This is a genomic window from Pseudomonas sp. W22_MBD1_FP4, assembly GCF_052113765.1.
GTDB classification, from domain to species: Bacteria; Pseudomonadota; Gammaproteobacteria; order Pseudomonadales; family Pseudomonadaceae; genus Aquipseudomonas; species Aquipseudomonas sivasensis.
The window spans coordinates 21,165-39,745 of sequence record NZ_JBGQOI010000007.1 but is presented as its reverse complement, the minus strand read 5'-3'; the positions used below and the strand labels follow the sequence as shown (position 1 = coordinate 39,745).

Genomic DNA, 18,581 nt, shown 5'->3' with positions numbered 1-18,581 from the left:
CCTCCGCCGGCGTTACAAAAACAATCCGGCCGTGATGAGCCAGAACGCCAAAGGACCAGGACCATGAAAAAGGTATTACAGGGCGCCACCGTTGCACTCACCCTTCTCGGCGGCGGGGAGGCTGTCGCGGTGGAATGGATGAACAACAGCGTAGGCTTTCGCTACGGCCAGCAGTTCACCAACCCGAACAACCCCGATGAATTCAGCAAGCGCATCTACAGCTTCACCCACGCCAGCGGCTACCAATACGGCAGCAATTTCCTGAACCTGGACGTGTTCCTGTCCGACAGCCGCGACCCGCGCAAGGGCACTGATCACGGTGGCAGCGAGGTGTACGCCGTGTACCGGCACCAGCTGTACGCCTCACGCGTATTTGATGTGCCGCTGGGCACCGGGCTGATCAAGGATTACGCGCTGACCTTGGGCTTTGATGCCAACCGCAACAACAACTTCGCCTCGGCCAAAAAGCGTGCGCTGGTGCTCGGCCCGACCTTGAAGTTCAACACCGTGGGCGTGCTGGACCTGAGCCTGATGTACTACAAGGAAAAGAATCACACCGGCATCCCCGGCGCGCAGGAGTCGAACCACGCCTTCGACGACACCTACATGCTTAACCTGACTTGGATGCGCCCATTCGAAATCGCCAACCACGCGGCAAAATTCCAGGGTTTTATCAATTACGTCGGGGAAAAAGGCGAGGACTACCATGGCCGTGACACTGCGCCGGAAGCCTTGATGCGCACCGCGTTGATGGTGGCGGTACGACCGGGTAAGAGCGTAAAGCCGAACCTGTACCTCGGCGTGGGTTACGAGTACTGGCACAACAAATTCGGTGTGGACGGCGGCCGGGGTAGCCGCACGTCAACACCGACGGTGAATATGGAGATCACGTTTTAGCCACTGACCCAGCCGAGTCAAAATGTGGGAGGGGCTTGCCCCCTCTCACAGTGACCGCACTGTCAGCCTAAACGCGCGACAGCTTCGAAGCGGTGTGCTTCGGCCGCGCCAGCCAGTAGCCCAACACCGCAAGTGGCGCGGTCGCCAGCATCACGATCACGGTGATCAGCAGCGGTTGGTCGATCATCGAAGACACCAGCAGGCTGCTGAGAAAACACAGGCCCAGTTGCAAGGTGTTTTGCAACGCGGCCGCCTTGCCGGAATTTTCCGCAAACGGCATCAGTGCATTCGCCACCACGATCGGATAACTCGCACCGTTGACCAACGCCATCAGACAGAACGGAATCAGCAAGGTGGTGAGGGTCGGCACGGTCATGGTCGCAACCAGATACAGCGCCACCATGCTGATGCAGTAGGCCGCCAGTAACCAAGGCAACAGCGTCTTGCCCTGGAAACGCTGCAAGGCGCTGCGGCAGCTGTAGCCGCCCACCAGAAACGCCAGTGTCGGCAACACGTAACTCAGGCCGATGTCATTCGGGCTGTAGCCCATGTCGCCAAGGATGAACGGCGAAGCCGTCAGCCAGGCAAAGAAACTGGCGGAGCAGGCAGCGAAGATCATCACGTTGCCGGTGAACACCCGGGAAGTGAGCAACTGCCCATAACCGAGGCGTGTCGGAGTTTCTGCCTGCCGTTTCGGCACGCTGCGCAGGAATAAGGTCGGCAGCAGCAACAGCAGTGATACGCCCAGTAAGACCCCAAAGATCGCCTGCCAACCGAAGTGGTTCAGCACCATCGCGCCCAACAGCGGCGCCAGGGCAGGCGACAGCGACATCAGCGGCATGATGCTGGCGAACACCCGGTGAGCCTTGTCGGCCGGGTAGCGATCGATGACCAGCGCCTGCCAGCTCACAGCAGCGGAGCACACGCCAATGGCCTGCATAAAGCGCAAGGCCAGCAACTGCGACGCGGTCTCGACCCAGAACATTCCGGCGCAGCCCAGCACAAACAGACTCAAGCCTGCGAGCAAGATCGGCTTGCGCCCCAGGCGATCGGACAACGGGCCCCACAGCAACTGCCCCAGCGCAAAGCCGGCGAGGAAAATACTCAAGCTGGCCCCCACCGCGCCAGCGCCAATCTGCAACTGCTCGCCCATGGCGCCGAACGCCGGCAAGTACATATCCATGGCCAGATAACCGAGCATGCTCAGCCCCGCCAGGTACCAGGTAAAACCAAAAGAATTTTTCATTGAAGCCTTGTAGATCTTGCCATCAAACTATTTGCTGACTGGCGGCCATTATGAGGCTGACAGATTTTGTGTGAAGCGATAATAATTGGACACTCTTATCAATAATTTTGAAGGCAGTCACCATGTGGTCTGAATACTCCCTGGATGTAGTCGATGCGGTGGCACGCCATGGCAGTTTCAGCGCTGCCGCCCAGGAATTGCACCGCGTGCCGTCGGCCATCAGCTACACGGTGCGTCAACTGGAAGAATGGTTGGCAGTGCCACTGTTTGTGCGGCGCCATCGCGACGTAGAGCTGACCCCGGCGGGCCGTCTATTTATAGACGAAGCCCGAGGCGTGATGAAAAAGATGCTCGGCACGCGGCGTCTGTGTCAGCAAGTGGCGAACGGTTGGAGTGGTCAGTTGAAGGTGGCCGTGGACTCCATCGTCAAACCCCAGCGTTGCCGGCAGTTGGTGCTGGATTTTTATCGACAGTTCCCCGAGGTGGAATTGTTGCTGGAATACGAGGTGTACAACGGCGTGTGGGACGCCCTGGCCGATGAGCGCACCGACATTGTGATCGGCGCCACCAGCGCGGTGCCGGTGGCCAGTCACTTCACCTTTCGCGACATGGGGTTGTTGAACTGGTTGTGTGTGGTCAGCGCCAAGCATCCACTGGCGGCGGTGCAAGGGCTGCTCAGCGATGACCAACTGCGCCCGTTCGCATCACTGTGCATGACCGACACTTCACGCAACCTCCCCAAGCGCGACACCTGGACGCTGGATAACCAACGTCGGCTGGTGGTGCCGAACTGGGCGTCCGCCATCGATTGCCTGCGTGATGGTCTGTGCGTCGGCATGGCGCCAGCGCATCAGGTGTTGCCGTGGATCGAACGCGGTGAACTGGTGGCGCTGCAATTGACCCGGCCCTTCCCCGCCAGCCCGTCGTGCGTGGCCTGGGCACAGAACAAACTGTCCCCGGCCATGGCGTGGTTGCTGGAGTATCTGGGGGATAAAGAGACAATGAACCAGGAATGGCTCAATGGGCCTGATCCAATAAACGGGTGATGGCTCGCACGATCATTTCGACCTCCTTGGCATCCAGGGTCAACGGCGGCAACAGGCGAATGACCTTACCCCGCGTCACATTGATCAGTAGCCCATGCTCCTGGGCAGCGCGCTGGGCCAGTTCGCGGTAAGGGCTGGTCAGCTCGATGCCGATCATCAAGCCTTGCCCGCGAATCGCCATTACCTGCGGGTGTTCGTCCAATTCCATCCGCAACCGCGCCAGCAAGCGCTCGCCCTGCTGCGCAGCGTTCTGCAACAGGCCTTGCTCTTCGATAATGTCCAACACGGTGCAGCCCACCCGACACGCCAGCGGGTTACCGCCGAAAGTGCTGCCGTGGCTGCCCGGCGTGAATAACTGGGCTACCGCCGCCCTTGCAAGGCAGGCGCCGATGGGCACACCGTTTCCCAGGCCTTTGGCCAAGGTCATCACGTCCGGCAGGATGCCTTCATGCTGGAAAGCAAACCAGGCGCCGGTACGGCCGATGCCGGTCTGGATTTCATCCAGCATCATCAGCCAACCGTGGCGCGTGCAGTGATCGCGCAGCGCTTGCAGGTAACCCGGCGGCGCCGGCAGCACGCCGCTTTCGCCCTGGATCGGCTCCAGCAAGACCGCCGCGATCCGCGTACCAAACGTTTTGGTGAGCGCTTCGATGGCCGCCAGATCACCAAACCGGACCTTGAGAAAATCCCCCGGCAAGCGCTGAAAACCAAGGCGCACCGACGGTCCGTCACTGGCGGCCATGGTGCCAAGCGTGCGGCCGTGGAAAGCATTCTCCATGACCACCACCAACGGCTCTTCGATGCCTTTTTTCCAACCATGCAACCGCGCCAGTTTCAGCGCGGTCTCGTTGGCTTCGGCGCCGGAGTTGTTGAAAAAAACGCGGTCCAGGCCGGACAGTTGCGTCAAGCGCTGGGCCAGCCGTTGCTGCCAATCAATGCTGTAGAGGTTGGAGGTATGCAGCAACAGGCCAGCTTGCTCGCTGATAGCCGTCACCAGTTTCGGGTGGGAGTGGCCGACATTGGTCACCGCCACACCCGCTACCGCGTCCAGGTATTCACGGCCCTGCTGATCCCATAGGCGTGTGCCCAGGCCACGGGTAAAACTCAAGGCCAAGGGTTGGTAGGTGGTCATCAGGCAGGCGGCGGTCATGGTGGCAGGCTCCGGTTGTGGTGATGGAAGTATCGTTAGCCACCTCAGCTGGATAAACTGTGCTTTCCTGCAATGACTTTAAATCAGGGATTGATAATGGACCTGTTCCAGGCAATGTCGGTGTACGTGAAAGTGGTGGAAACCGGCAGCATGACCGCTGCGGCACAGGCCTGTGGGATGTCGACCACCATGGTCGGTAACCATTTGCGCGCCTTGGAGCAACGCCTGGGCGTCAGCCTGCTCAAGCGCACCACGCGCAAGCAGAGCCTGACGGAATTCGGTGGCCAGTATTACCAGCGCTGCCTGGAAGTGCTGGGACTGGTCGCCGACTCCGAACAATTGGCAGAACAGGCCCACAGTGACGTTCCCAAAGGCACCCTGCGCATCACCGCGCCACCCGCCTTCGGCACCGAACGCCTGGCGCCGGCCTTGAGCGAATTCTCGCAACGCTACCCGCTGATCAAACTGTACGTGGTGCTCAGCAATCAGCGTATGGACATGGTCGACAGCGGCTTTGACGTGGCGATCCGCCTGGGCGAACTGGAGCCGTCGAGCCTGATCGCCCGCCCCATGCAGGACTACACCATCACCCTGTGCGCCTCACCGCAATACCTGGAACGGCGTGGCACGCCACAGACGCCTGTAGACCTGCAGCACCACGACTGCCTGGCCTTCGCCTACCCATCCACCGACGACTGGCGCAATGCCGACAAGCTCTGGCGCATGACAGGCGCAGAGGGCGAAGTGGAGATCCCGGTGTCCGGTTCGCTGACCATCAACAGCTCCCAAGCCCTGCGCCAGGCGGCAGTGCAAGGCATGGGCATCGTCATGCTGCCCGACGCCCTGGTACAGCCCGACCTGCAGAGCGGCAAGCTGGTGGCGTTGCTAACCACTTACCAACTGCCCAGCCGTCCCATGCACTTGCTGTATGGCCAGGACCGCTATCGCCTGCCAAAGCTGCGCGCCTTTGTCGATTTCGCCATGGAGAAATGGGCGCGCTAGAAGCCCACACCCAACTCCCTCAGCCGAGCCGCCGTCTGTTCGGCTGACACATGGTGAATGCCTTGCCAGCCGAGGGCGATGGCCGCGTCGATATTGCCGGCAACATCATCGATAAATACGACTTCTCCTGGCTGGATATCCGGCAAATGGGCACGAACTTGACTAAGGCTGGCGTGGTAGATCGCCGGATCGGGCTTGATCAGCTTCAACTCGCCAGACACCACAATGTCGCGAAAACACTGCAGGAATGGATAGTGGGCACGGGCATAGGGAAAGGTTTCGGCTGACCAGTTGGTAAGCCCAAACAAGGGCATGTTGGCTGCATGCAGCGCCCTGAGAATCGCCACGCCTTCGGGCAACGGGCCACGCAGCATTTCATGCCAGCGGTCGTAGTACGCCGTGATCAGGGTTTTGTGGTGCGGGAATTGATTGATCAGGACGTGCGTGGCTTCGGCCAGCGGCCGACCCGCGTCCTGCTCGGTGTTCCAGGCCTGGGTGCAGATATTCTCGAGAAACCATTGCCGCTCATCATCATCGGCAATCAGCTTGCGGTACAGGTGTTGCGGGTTCCAATCGAACAACACACCGCCGAAATCAAACACTACTGCGCGAATCGTCATGGGGTCCTCCCGTGTGTGAAACGACATAACCATCACAGTCTGGCATGCCTGCGACCTGCAAGAGCATGTAAGAGCGAGTAGGAACGCTCTGAGAATTCGACCAGGCCCGGCGATGGGAAACAGCGGAGCTCCCGTGCAGTACGCGGTTTTAACTGACTTGTGCGAGTTCAACTTCACACAGACAGTCACACTCGTTCTCTGCGATTGAGGGCGCTTTCACCTTAGTGTCGGTCGGAAAATTCAAGGAGCTGGCGTTTGGAGGGAATCGTTCAACTTCGCAGTAGACATACGTGGAGAAACTTCAATGACAGGCATGATTTCCTCAGTGATTTCCCCTTGCGCGCACAGCCTTCATGCGCTGCAAAGCTACCGTGCCCAGGGCGCGAATGATCCCGCAGCCGATCTGGTCGGCCAAGTAAAAAACCAAACAGGCATCGTGACGAGCCATCTTGCCCCGTTGCAAGGCATCGCGGTAACCACCAACTCCATCATTGGCGTACGCCCGGTCGAAACTGTGGCAACAGGCCTGATAGAAGCCGGGCACCCCACCAAGGACTTCCATATCAAAGGGAAAAGCGCCAACTGGGGCCCCCAGGCAGGTTTTATCTGTACGGATCAGGCGCTCAGCAAGCTTGAGCAATTTGCTGAAAAAACGCCGGCCAAAGTGGCCAAGGCCAATGAGCAAATCCAGGCGTGCATCCAGGAAGGCCATGCAGTTGCAACCCCTCTGAAACTCTCGGGCCAGCGCATTGATGAGCTGCTCAAGCTCGGCCAGATAACCCAACTGGCAGCCCATGGACCTGACGGCATATTGCAGTTGAGCGCCTGCGGGCCCAGTCAACAGTCGTATACATTCGAAGGCCATCGCACGTCGCCTTCAAGTGACAGCTACCTCATCACTCATCAGGGCAAGCCCCTCGAAGTGCTGGCCAAGCAATCAGAAGGCAAACCGTTGACCGCCGATTACGACCTGCACATGATCGCGCCCCACATCAGCGACTTTGGTCCACAGGACAAACTCCCCGTGCCGGACGTGGCCCACCGTGTCTTCAGGGATCGAGTTGAGCGCTACAAGCAGGTTCCGAAAGAGCTACGCGCAGACTTTGAAAGTGCGGCGCACTTCTACCAGAAAGAAGATCCCCACCTCGGCAATGCGACACCGCGAATAGAGCAGATGATAGAACTCATCAATCAAACGTTGATAGGCGAGGGAGAGCGCGTGGTTCATCACAATGCGGACTCGGGCAGCCCGGCAACGGAAGTGGCCGACAATTACCCGGCGACGTTTTTCCTGCCGGCAAAACTGGGCCGATTCAATGAAATCAGCATCATCCGCGACAGTAGGGAAATGGCAGAACTGATAAAGACCGCCAAGGACAGCGGTTATCACGTACCGCTGAATCCACTCTGGGAGAAAGACGTGACCACTGTCAGGCGGTCCGACTTTACCCTGGCAAAAAACCGTCTTTCTTGAATCAAGAAAGAGCTGACAGCGGCCTGATAACCCGGTTATCAAGACCGCTGTCAATCACATCATTTACGCCTGGACCAGACCGTTGATCTTCACGGTCGGGTTCACGTCAGCGTCGTAGTCCACGCCATCGACTTCAAAGCCGAACAAGCGCAGGAACTCCGCCTTGTAGCCGGCAAAATCGCTGATCTCGTTGACGTTTTCGTCAGTAACCTGATCCCACAGTGCCGCAACGGCGTCCTGGACCTTAGGCTCCAACTCAGCCAGATCGGCACGCAGGCGGCCGTCGGCGTCGAGTTTCGGCTCGCTGCCGTACAGGCTGTCCTTGAACAGACCGTAGACCTGCTCGATGCAGCCTTCGTGGGTGCCCTGCTCTTTCATCACGCGGAACAGCAGCGACAAGTACAACGGCATGATCGGGATCGCCGAACTGGCCTGGGTCACCACGGCCTTGAGCACCGACACGCGGGCGTCGCCCTTCAGTGCGGCCAGGTTGTCGCGAAGGGTCAAGACTTTCTTGTCGAGGTCTTTCTTGGCTTCGCCGATGGAGCCGTTCCAGTAGATATCCTGGGTCAGCTTCTCGCCGAGGTAGGTGAACGCGGTGGTCTTGGCACCTTCGGCCAACACGTCCGCATCACGCAGGGCGTCGATCCACAGCTGCCAGTCGGCGCCACCCATGACATTCACGGTGCCATCGATTTCTTCCTGGGTTGCAGGCTCAAGGGTGGTGTCGACCACAACGCCTTTGTCGGTATTGATACCGCGCAGGGTCACAGCCTTGCCGATTGGCTTGAGGGTGGAGTTATAGACTTCACCGGTTTTAGGATCGGTACGGCGTGGCGCCGCCAGGCTGTAGACCACGAGGTCGATCTTGCCCAGGTCTTTCTTGATGGTTTCGATGGTCAGGCGCTTGATCTCGTCAGAGAACGCGTCGCCGTTGATGCTCTTGGCGTACAGGCCTTTTTCGACGGCAAACTTCTCGAACGCAGCACTGTTGTACCAGCCAGCGGAGCTGAGCTTGCCTTCTTCGCCTTCTTTCTCAAAAAACACGCCCAGGGTGTCGGCGCCGCAGCCAAACGCAGCACTGATACGCGCGGCCAGGCCGTAGCCGGTGGAAGCGCCGAGGACCAGCACCTTCTTGGGGCCGCCTTCGATGACGCCGTTTTTAGTGACGTAGTCGATCTGCTCTTTGACGTTCGCTTCACAGCCAACAGGGTGAGCGGTCACACAGATAAAGCCACGAACCCGCGGTTTGATGATCATAAAAATTTCTGCCTCTTCCAAGGTGCCGAAGGCCAATGGTGGCCATTCAACTTCAATCGTACCGGTCTATGACGCCTGAAAAACCGAAGCGTCACGATAGACGTAAATCTTCCGTTTACAAAATTCAATCCACACAAGGCTGGCAAGGCTTGAAAACGATGTAAAGCCTGCACAAGGTCGCACGCCTTTGCGGTGATGCCGTCGCTGCTCAACGCCGTGATCGCAGGGTTTTGCGGGATGGCCGTTACCCTGCGTCGGGTTTTCTACAAAAACTGGAAGCTGATTCGGTAAGTTCTGCGGCATGATGGGGGTGGACGGTATTTGCGCTGGGCCCCGCGCCTGAGGTAAATATTCGGCTCGTGCGACCGTTTACGGCGCCCACCATTCTCAAGCTATCGCGCCTCGTCGGGTGCGGTGGCTGTGTTTTCAAGGAATCAGAATGCCCCAACGCCAAGTCATCAATGCCTCCGTCAGCCCCAAGGGCAGCCTCGAAACCCTGTCCCAACGTGAAGTCCAGCAACTGAGCGAAGCCGGTACCGGCAGTATCTACACCCTGTTCCGCCAGTGCGCCCTGGCGATCCTCAACACCGGCGCGCATATCGATAACGCCAAGACCATCCTCGACGCCTACAAAGACTTTGAAGTGCGCATCCACCAGCAGGACCGTGGCGTGCGCCTGGAACTGTTGAACGCGCCTGCCGACGCGTTTGTCGATGGAGAAATGATCGCCAGTACCCGTGAGATGTTGTTCAGCGCACTGCGCGACATCGTCTACACCGAGAACGAACTGGACAGCCAGCGCATCGACCTGAGCAACTCCCAAGGCATCACCGACTACGTGTTCCATCTGTTGCGCAACGCCCGCACGCTGCGCCCGGGCGTGGAACCGAAGATCGTGGTGTGCTGGGGTGGGCACTCGATCAATACCGAAGAATACAAATACACCAAGAAAGTCGGCCACGAACTGGGCCTGCGCAGCCTCGACGTATGCACCGGTTGCGGCCCCGGCGTGATGAAAGGCCCGATGAAGGGCGCGACCATTTCCCACGCCAAGCAACGCATCACCGGCGGCCGCTACCTGGGCCTGACCGAGCCGGGCATCATCGCCGCCGAAGCGCCGAACCCGATCGTCAACGAGCTGGTGATCCTGCCGGACATCGAAAAACGCCTGGAGGCCTTTGTGCGTGTCGGCCACGGCATCATCATCTTCCCAGGCGGTGCCGGCACGGCTGAAGAGTTCCTGTACCTGCTTGGCATCCTGATGCACCCGGACAACCGCGACGTGCCCTTCCCGGTCATTCTCACCGGGCCGAAACAGGCTGCGCCGTACTTGCAGCAACTGCATGCCTTCGTCGGTGCCACCCTGGGCGAAGCAGCGCAGGCGCACTACCAGATCATCATCGACGACCCGGCCGAAGTGGCCCGCCAAATGACCGTCGGCCTCAAGGCGGTGAAACAATTCCGCCGCGAACGCAACGACGCGTTCCACTTCAACTGGCTGCTGAAAATCGACGAAGGCTTCCAGCGCCCGTTCGACCCGACCCACGAAAACATGGCCGGCCTGCAACTGAGCCACGCACTTCCACCCCACGAACTGGCGGCCAACCTGCGCCGTGCCTTCTCGGGGATCGTGGCCGGCAACGTGAAGGACAAAGGCATCCGCCTGATCGAGGAGCATGGGCCGTACGAGATCCACGGCGACCCGGCCATCATGAAGCCGCTGGATGAGCTGCTGCAGGCGTTCGTCGCCCAGCACCGCATGAAATTGCCGGGCGGTGCGGCGTACGTGCCTTGTTATCGCGTAGTGCAGTGAGATAAAGGGGCTGGCCGGTCGGTCATCGTTTTTATCGCCTTGGCCCGTCGGCAAGGTTGTGAACACACCGCCACCTTTGACCTCAGTGCGGTCAAGGCGGCGGGCATCAAGCGCCTGACCTGAACCCGCGCGTTGCGGCGAAGGGCAGGCTTTGGTAAAAACCACCTCTGCCCCTAATCGAGAGAAAGCCCCACGTGCGCTCGTTTCTTCTTGCTGCCCTGGCCTTGTCGCCGTCCCTCGCCCTGGCCGATATCGCCTGGCCTGAGCTACCGAAAACCTGCTTCGTCAGCGGCCGTTCGGCCACCAGTACAGATGTCGACACTGGCTGCGCGGCGTTTCTGATCAACGTGAAGGGCAAGGCAGCGGGTACACCGATCAAGCTGGATATTCCCCAGTACGCGATGCACGTCGACGAAGCCACCGGCAAGGAAACACCGGTGATCATCATCCAGGCGGAAGAGAACGGTGAGGTTAAAGCCGTGGGTTACAAGGAGCTGGGCACCGATCAACTCGGCGCCGCGCTGTTACGGGAAGTCAGGCTCTTGGGTACGAAAAAGCCCTCTTAGGACGAAGCTCAGCGAATCCACCCACCAACCTGCCAGTGGTATCCATCATTGCGCTGCACCCAATGCGGATGCACATAACGATAGCCCTGGCGCACAGGCTCCCAATGGCCGTGTACCGCAACATAGCGCCCACCTTCCCAGCGCCAGTAACCACGCGACCATATGTAACCTTCGCGTACCGCAGGCTCGACCTCGATCACCTGCACCGGTGGCGGTTGCGGCGCAACCACCTCGACATACTCACGTTGTGGCGGTCGACGCTCATGCACGACACGCTCTTGCACACACCCGGATGCCGCAACGACCATGGCCGCCAATGCTGCGTAACGTAGCAACATATAACCCCCTCGGGCGCTGACGCCCAACACTTGCACCAGTAAAAAATGCCCCCGTGTTTGAGCCACGCTCCTGCTAAGGCCTGGGTACTTTTTTAACAGGTGATGTCTGTCGGATTGCTGAACTGTTCTCACGGCCATGAAAAAGCCCGCTGACCGTCACCGGTTCAGCGGGCTTTTTTACAGTTGGACCTGAATCAGCGCCCTACCTGTTTTTACAGCGCCAGATCAGACGCCGGCTTGCTCGGCTCAGCCGCAGGCTTCGCAGCCTCGGTCGCCTTGGGAGCAGCCATTGCAGGGATCACCGGCGGTGTAGGCAGTTGCAGGATATTGGCGGTGTAGGCCCATTCCTTGGCAACGGCTTCAGGACTGTCGTTCAGCTTGGTGCCGTAGCTTGGCACGATCTGATGCAGCTTTTCCTGCCAGGCCGGAGTAGCCACCTTGTCCTTGAACACTTTCTGCAGCACGGTCAGCATGATCGGAGCCGCGGTGGACGCGCCTGGCGATGCACCCAGCAGGCCTGCGATGGTGTTGTCGGCGGAGCTGACCACTTCGGTACCGAGTTTCAGGACGCCGCCCTGCTCTTCGTCACGCTTGATGATCTGCACGCGCTGACCGGCTTGCCACAGGCGCCAGTCGGATTGCTTGGCGTTCGGGAAGTACTCTTGCAGCGCCTTGAAGCGGTCGTCATCGGACAGCATCAGTTGGCCAGCAAGGTACTCAACCAGTGGGTATTCACGAATACCGACTTTGGTCATTGGCCAGATGTTGTGGGTGGTGGTGCTGGTCAGCAGGTCCAGGTACGAGCCTTCTTTCAGGAACTTGGTCGAGAAGGTGGCAAATGGGCCAAACAGAATTACGCGCTTGCCATCCAGCACGCGGGTGTCCAGGTGCGGAACCGACATCGGTGGCGCGCCAACCGAAGCCTTACCGTAGGCCTTGGCCAGGTGCTGCTCGGCAACGGTTGGGTTATCGGTCACGAGGAACGAACCACCCACCGGGAAGCCAGCGTATTCCTTGGCTTCAGGAATGCCCGACTTTTGCAGCAGGTGCAGTGCACCGCCGCCGGCGCCGATGAACACGAACTTGGCGTCGGTTTCAGTCTTGGTGCCATCTTTCAGGTTTTTGTAGCTGACACGCCACGAACCGTCGGCGTTCTTGGTGATGTCCTGCACTTCGCTCGACAGTTTCAGGTCGAACTTAGGCGTGGTTTGCAGGTGAGCAACGAACTGGCGGGTGATCTCGCCGAAGTTCATGTCGGTACCCAGCGGGCTCCAGGTGGCCGCGATTTTCTGGTTCGGGTCACGCCCTTCCATCATCAGCGGAACCCATTTGGCGATCTGCGCCGGGTCTTCGGAGTACTGCATGCCGGCGAACAGCGGGCTCGCTTTGAGGGCTTCGTAGCGCTTCTTGAGGAACTTGATGTTGTCATCGCCCCACACAAAGCTCATGTGCGGAGTGGTGTTGATGAACGAACGCGGGTTCTTCAGCACGCCCTGCTGGACCTGCCAGGACCAGAACTGACGGGAGATCTGGAACGCTTCGTTGATCTCGACCGCTTTCGGGATCTCAACGTTGCCGTTCTTGTCTTCCGGGGTGTAGTTCAGCTCGGCCAGGGCCGAGTGACCGGTACCGGCGTTGTTCCAGCCGTTGGAGCTTTCTTCGGCCACGCCGTCGAGGCGCTCGACCATTTCCATCGACCAGTCCGGTTCCAGCTCGTTAAGCCAGACACCGAGGGTTGCACTCATGATGCCGCCGCCGATCAGCAGCACATCGACTTTCTTTGCCTCTTCCGCATGAACGGACGTGATCCCCAGCGACAAAGCCAGCCCCAGCAGGGCAGTGTTTACTTTTTTAAACATCAGTAGCACCTATGATAAAACGCCATCCGCCCCACTGCCCCTGATCATGGGCAACCCTCAATCACGCTACGCCAGGCAACGTACCGCGGGGTTTGCACACTCACACGAAGGCCACAGGGTGGGCACACAAAGCCGACGTATCGACCTCACTTTTATGTCCCTTCTGCGCTGACTTTTTATCTTTATTGGCTTCAGCAACCTGGGCGACAGTCAACCGCTGGGACGTATACGGATGTACGTACCAAGGAAAGACTAGACCAAGACGGCGCGCAGAATATCACGCCCGGCGTCGGATATGGACTCACCGGTCGAACGGCCATCAGTAGGCCAGCTTTTAAGATCTGTCTCATGTGCCTCCAAATCCCAGCATTGCACTATGGATTGGCTTACCCAAGGGGGGTAAGCAGACAACCATCCATCTCGTAAAGGGCATTGCAATGCTGAACAAACTGAGCCAAATCACTCTCGCATGCGGCGCTTGCTGGCTGCTGGCCGGTACCGCACAGGCTGCGGACGGGCAGATCCAATTCACCGGTTCCGTGACCGACAACGCGTGCACCATCAAAACCGGCGACGAGAGCAAGTCCGTGACACTCGATCCGGTGCGCATCGCTGACTTCGGGAAAACGGTGGGCGCCACCGCCAAGCCGAAAGCGTTCTCGATCAGCCTGGACAACTGCAGCACCGCGACCAAGAAAAACGTCGCGATTACCTTCAGCGGCCAGGAAGACGCCAGCGACTCCACCCTGCTGGGCCTGACCGGTGAAAACCAGGTCACAGGTATCGCGATCAAGATCGCTGACGCGCGTACCGGAAACGCGGTTCCACTGAATACCGCGACCGCCGACTACGACCTGCGAGCGATGTCCAACACCTTCAACTTCACCGCCGCCTATGTGCGCACCGCCGCCGATGTGACTACGGGCACGGGCGACGATGCAGTGACCACGTCCGGCATCGGCACCGGTCAAGTCAACGCCCTGGCCAGCTTCGACGTTACCTACAAGTAATTGCTCGTCAACACCGTGGGCCTGGCGCCGCCGCGCCGGCCTACGGACTTTTAAAGGTCTCCCCTCATGCGTTTGAAACTGTATTTTTTGCTCGCGCTCTTACCGCTCTGGCATGTCGCAGCAGCGGACGCCGCCGTGACCGTAGGCGCCACGCGCCTGATCTACAACGGCGCCTCCAACGAAGCCAATCTAAATGTGAGCAACCGCGAAGACACCTCGCCTTACCTGGTGCAGTCCTGGGTCAGCCGTTTCGGCGGCACCAGCGAAGAAAGCGTCGACAGCTTTATCGTCACCCCGCCGCTGTTCCGGCTCGACGCCAATAAGGAAAACATCCTGCGTGTGATCTTTGCCGGTGGCGCCGATGTGCCACAAGACCGTGAAAGCCTGTTCCTGATGAACGTCAAGGCGATCCCGGCCATGAGTGACGACCAGAAAGGCAAGAACGTGCTGCAGATCGCCCTCAAGACCACCATCAAGCTGTTCTACCGCCCCGCCGGCCTTAAAGGCGAACTCAAGGACGCGGTGACGCAAGTGAACTGGAAGGCCAATGCCGGCGCGCTGATGTTCAACAACACGTCCAAATTTCATGTTGTGGTCAGCGAGCTGAAGCTCAACGGCCAGCCGATCACCCAGGCACCGGATGTGCTGCGCCCCGGCCAACAGCAGGAACTAGCGATCCAGGCCAAGCCCGGTGATGAAGTGCAAATGAGCTACATCGATGACTACGGCAGCGTCGTGACCGCCCCCGTCGTCCGCCTTCACTGATACCCAAGCGCCAACCTCGAAACGCCATTTCAGGAACGCCCATGCCCCGTTCACTCCCATTCATGCGCCGTTGCGCCATGAAGGCTTTCGGCTGCCCGATCGCGGCGGCCTTGGCCTTGCATTTGGCCCCTGCACAGGCTGGCTACGAGTTCGATGCGTCGTTCCTTGAGATCGGCGGCGGGCAGAGTTCGGCCGCCGTGAAACAACAGGTCAGCGCCATGAGCGAAGGCCAGTTGCCGGGGATTTACCGGGTAGACGTGTTGGTCAATGAGCATTCGGTCGAGCAGCGCGATGTACGCTTTATTCGCGCCAGCGGTACGTCGGACCGCTCCTCCACCGGGCTTTTCCCGTGCCTGGATACCGACTTTTTTCGTAGCCAAGGGGTTGCCGATACCGCCCTGCAAAACCGCAGCGACGCCGACGCTACCTGCATCGCGTTCGACCAGGGCCTGGCCGGGATGGTCTACGACTACGACTTCAACCGCCAAGTGTTGTCGATTGAGATTCCCCAAGCGTACTTGGGCAGCATCCCGTTTGAAGTACGCCGCCGGCAGTGGAGTGACGGCGAGCAAGTGGCGTTCACCAACTACAGCTTTTCCGGGAGTACGGTGGAGTCCGACACCGGCAGCCGCCAAGACCAGTTCGGCAGCCTGCGCAGCGGTATAAACGCCGGAGCCTGGCGGCTGCGCAATTTCTCCACTTGGCAGAAAGGCACAGGCGACACCGGACGTTGGGAGTCGATGGAAACCTACGCCCAGCGCAACATGGGCAACATGATGGCGATTGCCACCGTGGGCGACTCCACCACCGAAAGTGACCTGTTCGACGCCATCCCCTATCGCGGGCTGGGCATTGCCTCGGACATGGACATGCTGCCGGACCAGGCCCGCCAATTCGCGCCAGTGATTCGTGGCATCGCCAACGGCCGCTCGCGGGTGATCATCCGCCAACGCGGTTACGTGATCCATGAGCAGTGGGTGCCCTCGGGGCCGTTCGCGTTGACCGACCTGTACCCCACCGCCAGCAATGGCGACATTGAAGTCACCGTGGAAGGCCCCGATGGCCAGCGTCAGGTGTTTACCCAGTCGTTTTCGTCGGTGCCTTACATGCTGCGTGAGGGCCAACAGAGCTACTCGGTATTCGCCGGCCAGTACCGCCCGGCGCAAGCGACCACGCAGCAGGACACCCCACGTTTTATCCAGGCGTCCCTGCGGCGTGGCCTGGCCGGCGGCACCACGCTGTTCGGCGGCAGCCTGCTGAGTGATCAGTACAGCGCCGGCCTGCTAGGGTTCGCCCACGACTTCGCCGGTTTCGGTGCGATTTCAGTGGACATGACCCACGCGCGCAGCGAAGCCATGGGCCCGGCAAAAACCACCGCCAGCGGCCAGTCGTTTCGCTTTCGCTACTCCAAAGCCCTGGCGGCCACCGACACCAACTTCAGCCTGATCGGTTATCGCTATTCCACCGGCGGCTACTACTCGTTCAACGAGGCGCTCAACAGCCGCACCAACGAGCAGTCGCTGGAGATGTACCGCAGCGGCCATATGAAGAGCAACTTCACCGCCAACGTGTCCCAGCAACTGGGCGGCTACGGCGGTGTGTATGCCAACGTGACGAAAACCAACTACTGGGACAAGAGCAATGCCGACACCTCGATTCAACTGGGCTACAGCGCCAGCGTCGGGGACATTTCCTACACACTCGGCTTGAGCGCTAACAAAGGGGACAGCAGCAATGACCGCACGCTGTCCCTGAGCATCAGCATGCCGCTGGGCGGTACACGCAACCAGCGTGTATCGGTCAACGCGAACCAGAGCGCGCGGGGCACGGCCTCGCGCACGGCGACGTTGAGCGGCAATGCGCTGGAGGACGACACTCTGGCCTACAGCGCTGGCGTGTCGCAGCAAGTCAACGCTAATGACCGCGTGATGGGCAGCACGTTTGCCGCGCGCTATGACGCACCCAACGCCATCGTGCACGGCGGCTATAACGAGACCTCCGGTAGCCGGCAACTGGACATGGGCATCGAGGGCTCGGTGGTCGCCTATGACCGCAATCTGATTTTCAGTCAGCCTCTGGGCGAAACCAACGTGATCGTGGCCACACCCGGCGCCGCAGACGTGGGAATCGCCAACAAGCGGGGTGTGCGCACCAATGCCAATGGCTACACGGTGGTGCCGTCTGCCCTGCCCTACCGCAAGAACCGTATGTCGCTGGACACCCAGTCGATGCCGGCTGACGTCGACATCGCCCAACTGGTGCAGGAGGTCACGCCAAATCGCGGTGCCTTTGTGCTGGCGGACTTCGAGACCCGCAAAGGCCAACGCATTCTGTTCCGCATCATCGATGCACGCGGCGAAGCGGCACCGTTTGCCGCCAAGGCCGAACTGTTCGCCCCGGATGGGCGCTCTTTGGGTAGCACACTGGTGGCCGACAAGGGCCGTGCGTACCTGAGCGGCGTACCGGCGCAGTCACGCCTGTTGATCAGCGTGGATAACCAGCCGTGGTGCAGCCGCGAATTGAAACTGGACGATAAAGGGCCTGCCGAGGGTGGGATTACACAACTGAACATTCAATGTGAGCGCGCGGCCGGTGGGTCGGGTGCCAAGGATTCGTAAGTCATGAACCTTAAAAATCACCTCGCCGCTTGCTGGAGCAAGTGCTTAACCCTGCTGGTGCTGGGTTGGATGTTGCCGCTGGACGCCCAGGCTTTGATCGGTGGCAGCTGGGATTGCAATGTATCGGGGTCGAATATGAGTGGCTACACCTTTGCGGCCGGCGCCGAGATGAGTGTGCCGTTCAGTGGCACGTGCACGGCAAAACGCACGTTTCCCAATGGGGCCTATCCAACTCTGCAAATCACAAACAGCGGCGGGAGCAACCCCGCGACCCTGTACGGCATAGACTATTACAACAATACCTACATGTCCCAGTTGCCGCTGGGTAACTACGGGTCTTCCTGCCTCGGCGGGAAGTGTGGGCGGATTGCGGTAGGCGGCAAAGTCTCTTACACCTACTACATAGGGGGCACCGCCCCTAGCACACCTGGCAGGCGTGTGGCAGAAGTCAAACTGGGTGTGACCTCTATTGGCTACCCGAACTATGCAGAATGGATACACCCTATAACGTTCGTCTACAACGTCGCCGCCGTCAGTTGCACATTGAGCTCACCCAGTGCCGTCAACTTGAAATTCGGCACTATCAGCAGCGCTAATCTCAGCGCCGTTTCGCAGTCGACCAGCGTGTCACTCAATTGCCCGTCGTCGATGCGCGCCAACGTGACCTTGACGCCGAGCCAGTCAGTGGTCAACGCCAATACCGGAGTATCACGCACCACGCTTGCGGGGCTGAACATGCAGGCTATCTGGACCGACAGCGGCAACCCGGTGGTTTTTACCAGCCCGCGCGCGATGCTACTGAGGGCCGGCAGCAACAACGTGAATTTGAGTTTCAAGCCGCAACTGGAGGCTGGGAAATCGCCTGCCGGTGCGTTCCAGAGCCAATACACCCTGAACATCAATTACCAATGAGGCTT

General features: G+C 59.7%; 16 protein-coding genes and 1 pseudogene. 11 read left to right on the top strand and 6 right to left on the bottom strand.

The window, feature by feature from the left end; genetic code table 11:
- The first annotated feature begins 63 nt into the window (after nucleotides 1-63).
- Nucleotides 64-897, top strand: coding sequence for a nucleoside-binding protein (locus tag ACEN2T_RS11170; protein WP_442116750.1), 834 nt, complete (start codon nucleotides 64-66; stop codon nucleotides 895-897).
- Nucleotides 898-964: 67 nt separating this feature from the next.
- On the opposite strand, the gene punC is transcribed toward ACEN2T_RS11170, so the two are convergent.
- A complete protein-coding gene (punC, locus tag ACEN2T_RS11165) occupies nucleotides 965-2,143 on the bottom strand; it encodes a purine nucleoside transporter PunC (protein ID WP_032888880.1) in 1,179 nt (392 codons plus the stop codon).
- A gap of 122 nt (nucleotides 2,144-2,265) precedes the next feature.
- On the opposite strand from punC, the gene punR reads away from it, so the two are divergent.
- Nucleotides 2,266-3,189 (top strand): DNA-binding transcriptional activator PunR, encoded by a 924-nt coding sequence (gene punR, locus ACEN2T_RS11160; RefSeq protein WP_095184183.1) that lies wholly within the window; start codon nucleotides 2,266-2,268, stop codon nucleotides 3,187-3,189.
- Here the strand turns inward: punR and ACEN2T_RS11155 are convergent.
- Nucleotides 3,161-4,339, bottom strand: coding sequence for an acetylornithine transaminase (locus tag ACEN2T_RS11155; RefSeq protein ID WP_339480596.1), 1,179 nt, complete (start codon nucleotides 4,337-4,339; stop codon nucleotides 3,161-3,163). The two genes, punR and ACEN2T_RS11155, sit on opposite strands and share 29 nt — an antisense overlap.
- A gap of 96 nt (nucleotides 4,340-4,435) precedes the next feature.
- Here ACEN2T_RS11155 and ACEN2T_RS11150 point away from each other — a divergent pair, with 96 nt between their 5' ends.
- Entirely contained in the window at nucleotides 4,436-5,341 is a 906-nt protein-coding gene (locus ACEN2T_RS11150; RefSeq protein WP_095184181.1) for a LysR family transcriptional regulator, read from the top strand.
- On the opposite strand, the gene ACEN2T_RS11145 is transcribed toward ACEN2T_RS11150, so the two are convergent.
- Nucleotides 5,338-5,961 carry an HAD family hydrolase gene (locus tag ACEN2T_RS11145; protein WP_095184180.1) on the bottom strand — a complete coding sequence of 208 codons (624 nt, stop codon included), beginning with the start codon at nucleotides 5,959-5,961 and terminating at the stop codon, nucleotides 5,338-5,340. The two genes, ACEN2T_RS11150 and ACEN2T_RS11145, sit on opposite strands and share 4 nt — an antisense overlap.
- 304 nt (nucleotides 5,962-6,265) lie before the next feature.
- Here ACEN2T_RS11145 and ACEN2T_RS11140 point away from each other — a divergent pair, with 304 nt between their 5' ends.
- On the top strand, nucleotides 6,266-7,435 hold the full coding sequence (locus tag ACEN2T_RS11140; RefSeq protein ID WP_442116749.1) for an anthrax toxin-like adenylyl cyclase domain-containing protein: 1,170 nt from the start codon (nucleotides 6,266-6,268) through the stop codon (nucleotides 7,433-7,435).
- Nucleotides 7,436-7,498: 63 nt separating this feature from the next.
- On the opposite strand, the gene fabV is transcribed toward ACEN2T_RS11140, so the two are convergent.
- Nucleotides 7,499-8,695 (bottom strand): enoyl-ACP reductase FabV, encoded by a 1,197-nt coding sequence (gene fabV, locus ACEN2T_RS11135; protein ID WP_032889283.1) that lies wholly within the window; start codon nucleotides 8,693-8,695, stop codon nucleotides 7,499-7,501.
- A gap of 192 nt (nucleotides 8,696-8,887) precedes the next feature.
- On the opposite strand from fabV, the pseudogene ACEN2T_RS11130 reads away from it, so the two are divergent.
- From ACEN2T_RS11130 to ACEN2T_RS11120, 3 genes and pseudogenes are all read left to right on the top strand, one after another.
- Nucleotides 8,888-8,986: pseudogene (locus tag ACEN2T_RS11130) on the top strand (aspartyl/asparaginyl beta-hydroxylase domain-containing protein); the annotation flags it as partial.
- 148 nt (nucleotides 8,987-9,134) lie between these two features.
- Nucleotides 9,135-10,508: a nucleotide 5'-monophosphate nucleosidase PpnN gene (ppnN, locus tag ACEN2T_RS11125; RefSeq protein WP_032888871.1), complete on the top strand. Its 1,374-nt coding sequence runs from the start codon at nucleotides 9,135-9,137 to the stop codon at nucleotides 10,506-10,508.
- Between the two features lie 194 nt (nucleotides 10,509-10,702).
- Nucleotides 10,703-11,074, top strand: a complete 372-nt coding sequence (locus tag ACEN2T_RS11120) for a hypothetical protein (RefSeq protein WP_032888869.1) — start codon at nucleotides 10,703-10,705, stop codon at nucleotides 11,072-11,074.
- An 8-nt stretch (nucleotides 11,075-11,082) separates the two neighbouring features.
- Here ACEN2T_RS11120 and ACEN2T_RS11115 read toward each other — a convergent pair whose 3' ends face one another.
- Together ACEN2T_RS11115 and mqo are read right to left on the bottom strand one after the other, a co-directional pair.
- Nucleotides 11,083-11,412, bottom strand: a complete 330-nt coding sequence (locus ACEN2T_RS11115) for a YXWGXW repeat-containing protein (protein ID WP_095184329.1) — start codon at nucleotides 11,410-11,412, stop codon at nucleotides 11,083-11,085.
- Nucleotides 11,413-11,624: 212 nt separating this feature from the next.
- Nucleotides 11,625-13,271 (bottom strand): malate dehydrogenase (quinone), encoded by a 1,647-nt coding sequence (mqo, locus tag ACEN2T_RS11110; RefSeq protein ID WP_032888867.1) that lies wholly within the window; start codon nucleotides 13,269-13,271, stop codon nucleotides 11,625-11,627.
- A gap of 437 nt (nucleotides 13,272-13,708) precedes the next feature.
- Between mqo and ACEN2T_RS11105 the strand changes: the two genes are divergently transcribed.
- The 4 genes from ACEN2T_RS11105 (at nucleotide 13,709) to ACEN2T_RS11090 (ending at nucleotide 18,576) form a co-directional block, all read left to right on the top strand.
- Nucleotides 13,709-14,281, top strand: coding sequence for a fimbrial protein (locus ACEN2T_RS11105; protein ID WP_032888865.1), 573 nt, complete (start codon nucleotides 13,709-13,711; stop codon nucleotides 14,279-14,281).
- A gap of 66 nt (nucleotides 14,282-14,347) precedes the next feature.
- Entirely contained in the window at nucleotides 14,348-15,046 is a 699-nt protein-coding gene (locus ACEN2T_RS11100; protein ID WP_122822163.1) for a fimbrial biogenesis chaperone, read from the top strand.
- 41 nt (nucleotides 15,047-15,087) lie between these two features.
- The gene (locus tag ACEN2T_RS11095) at nucleotides 15,088-17,664 is read left to right on the top strand and encodes a fimbria/pilus outer membrane usher protein (protein WP_442116748.1); all 2,577 of its coding nucleotides are present in this window, start codon (nucleotides 15,088-15,090) and stop codon (nucleotides 17,662-17,664) included.
- A gap of 3 nt (nucleotides 17,665-17,667) precedes the next feature.
- Entirely contained in the window at nucleotides 17,668-18,576 is a 909-nt protein-coding gene (locus ACEN2T_RS11090) for a fimbrial protein (protein ID WP_442116747.1), read from the top strand.
- Nucleotides 18,577-18,581 lie beyond the last annotated feature (5 nt).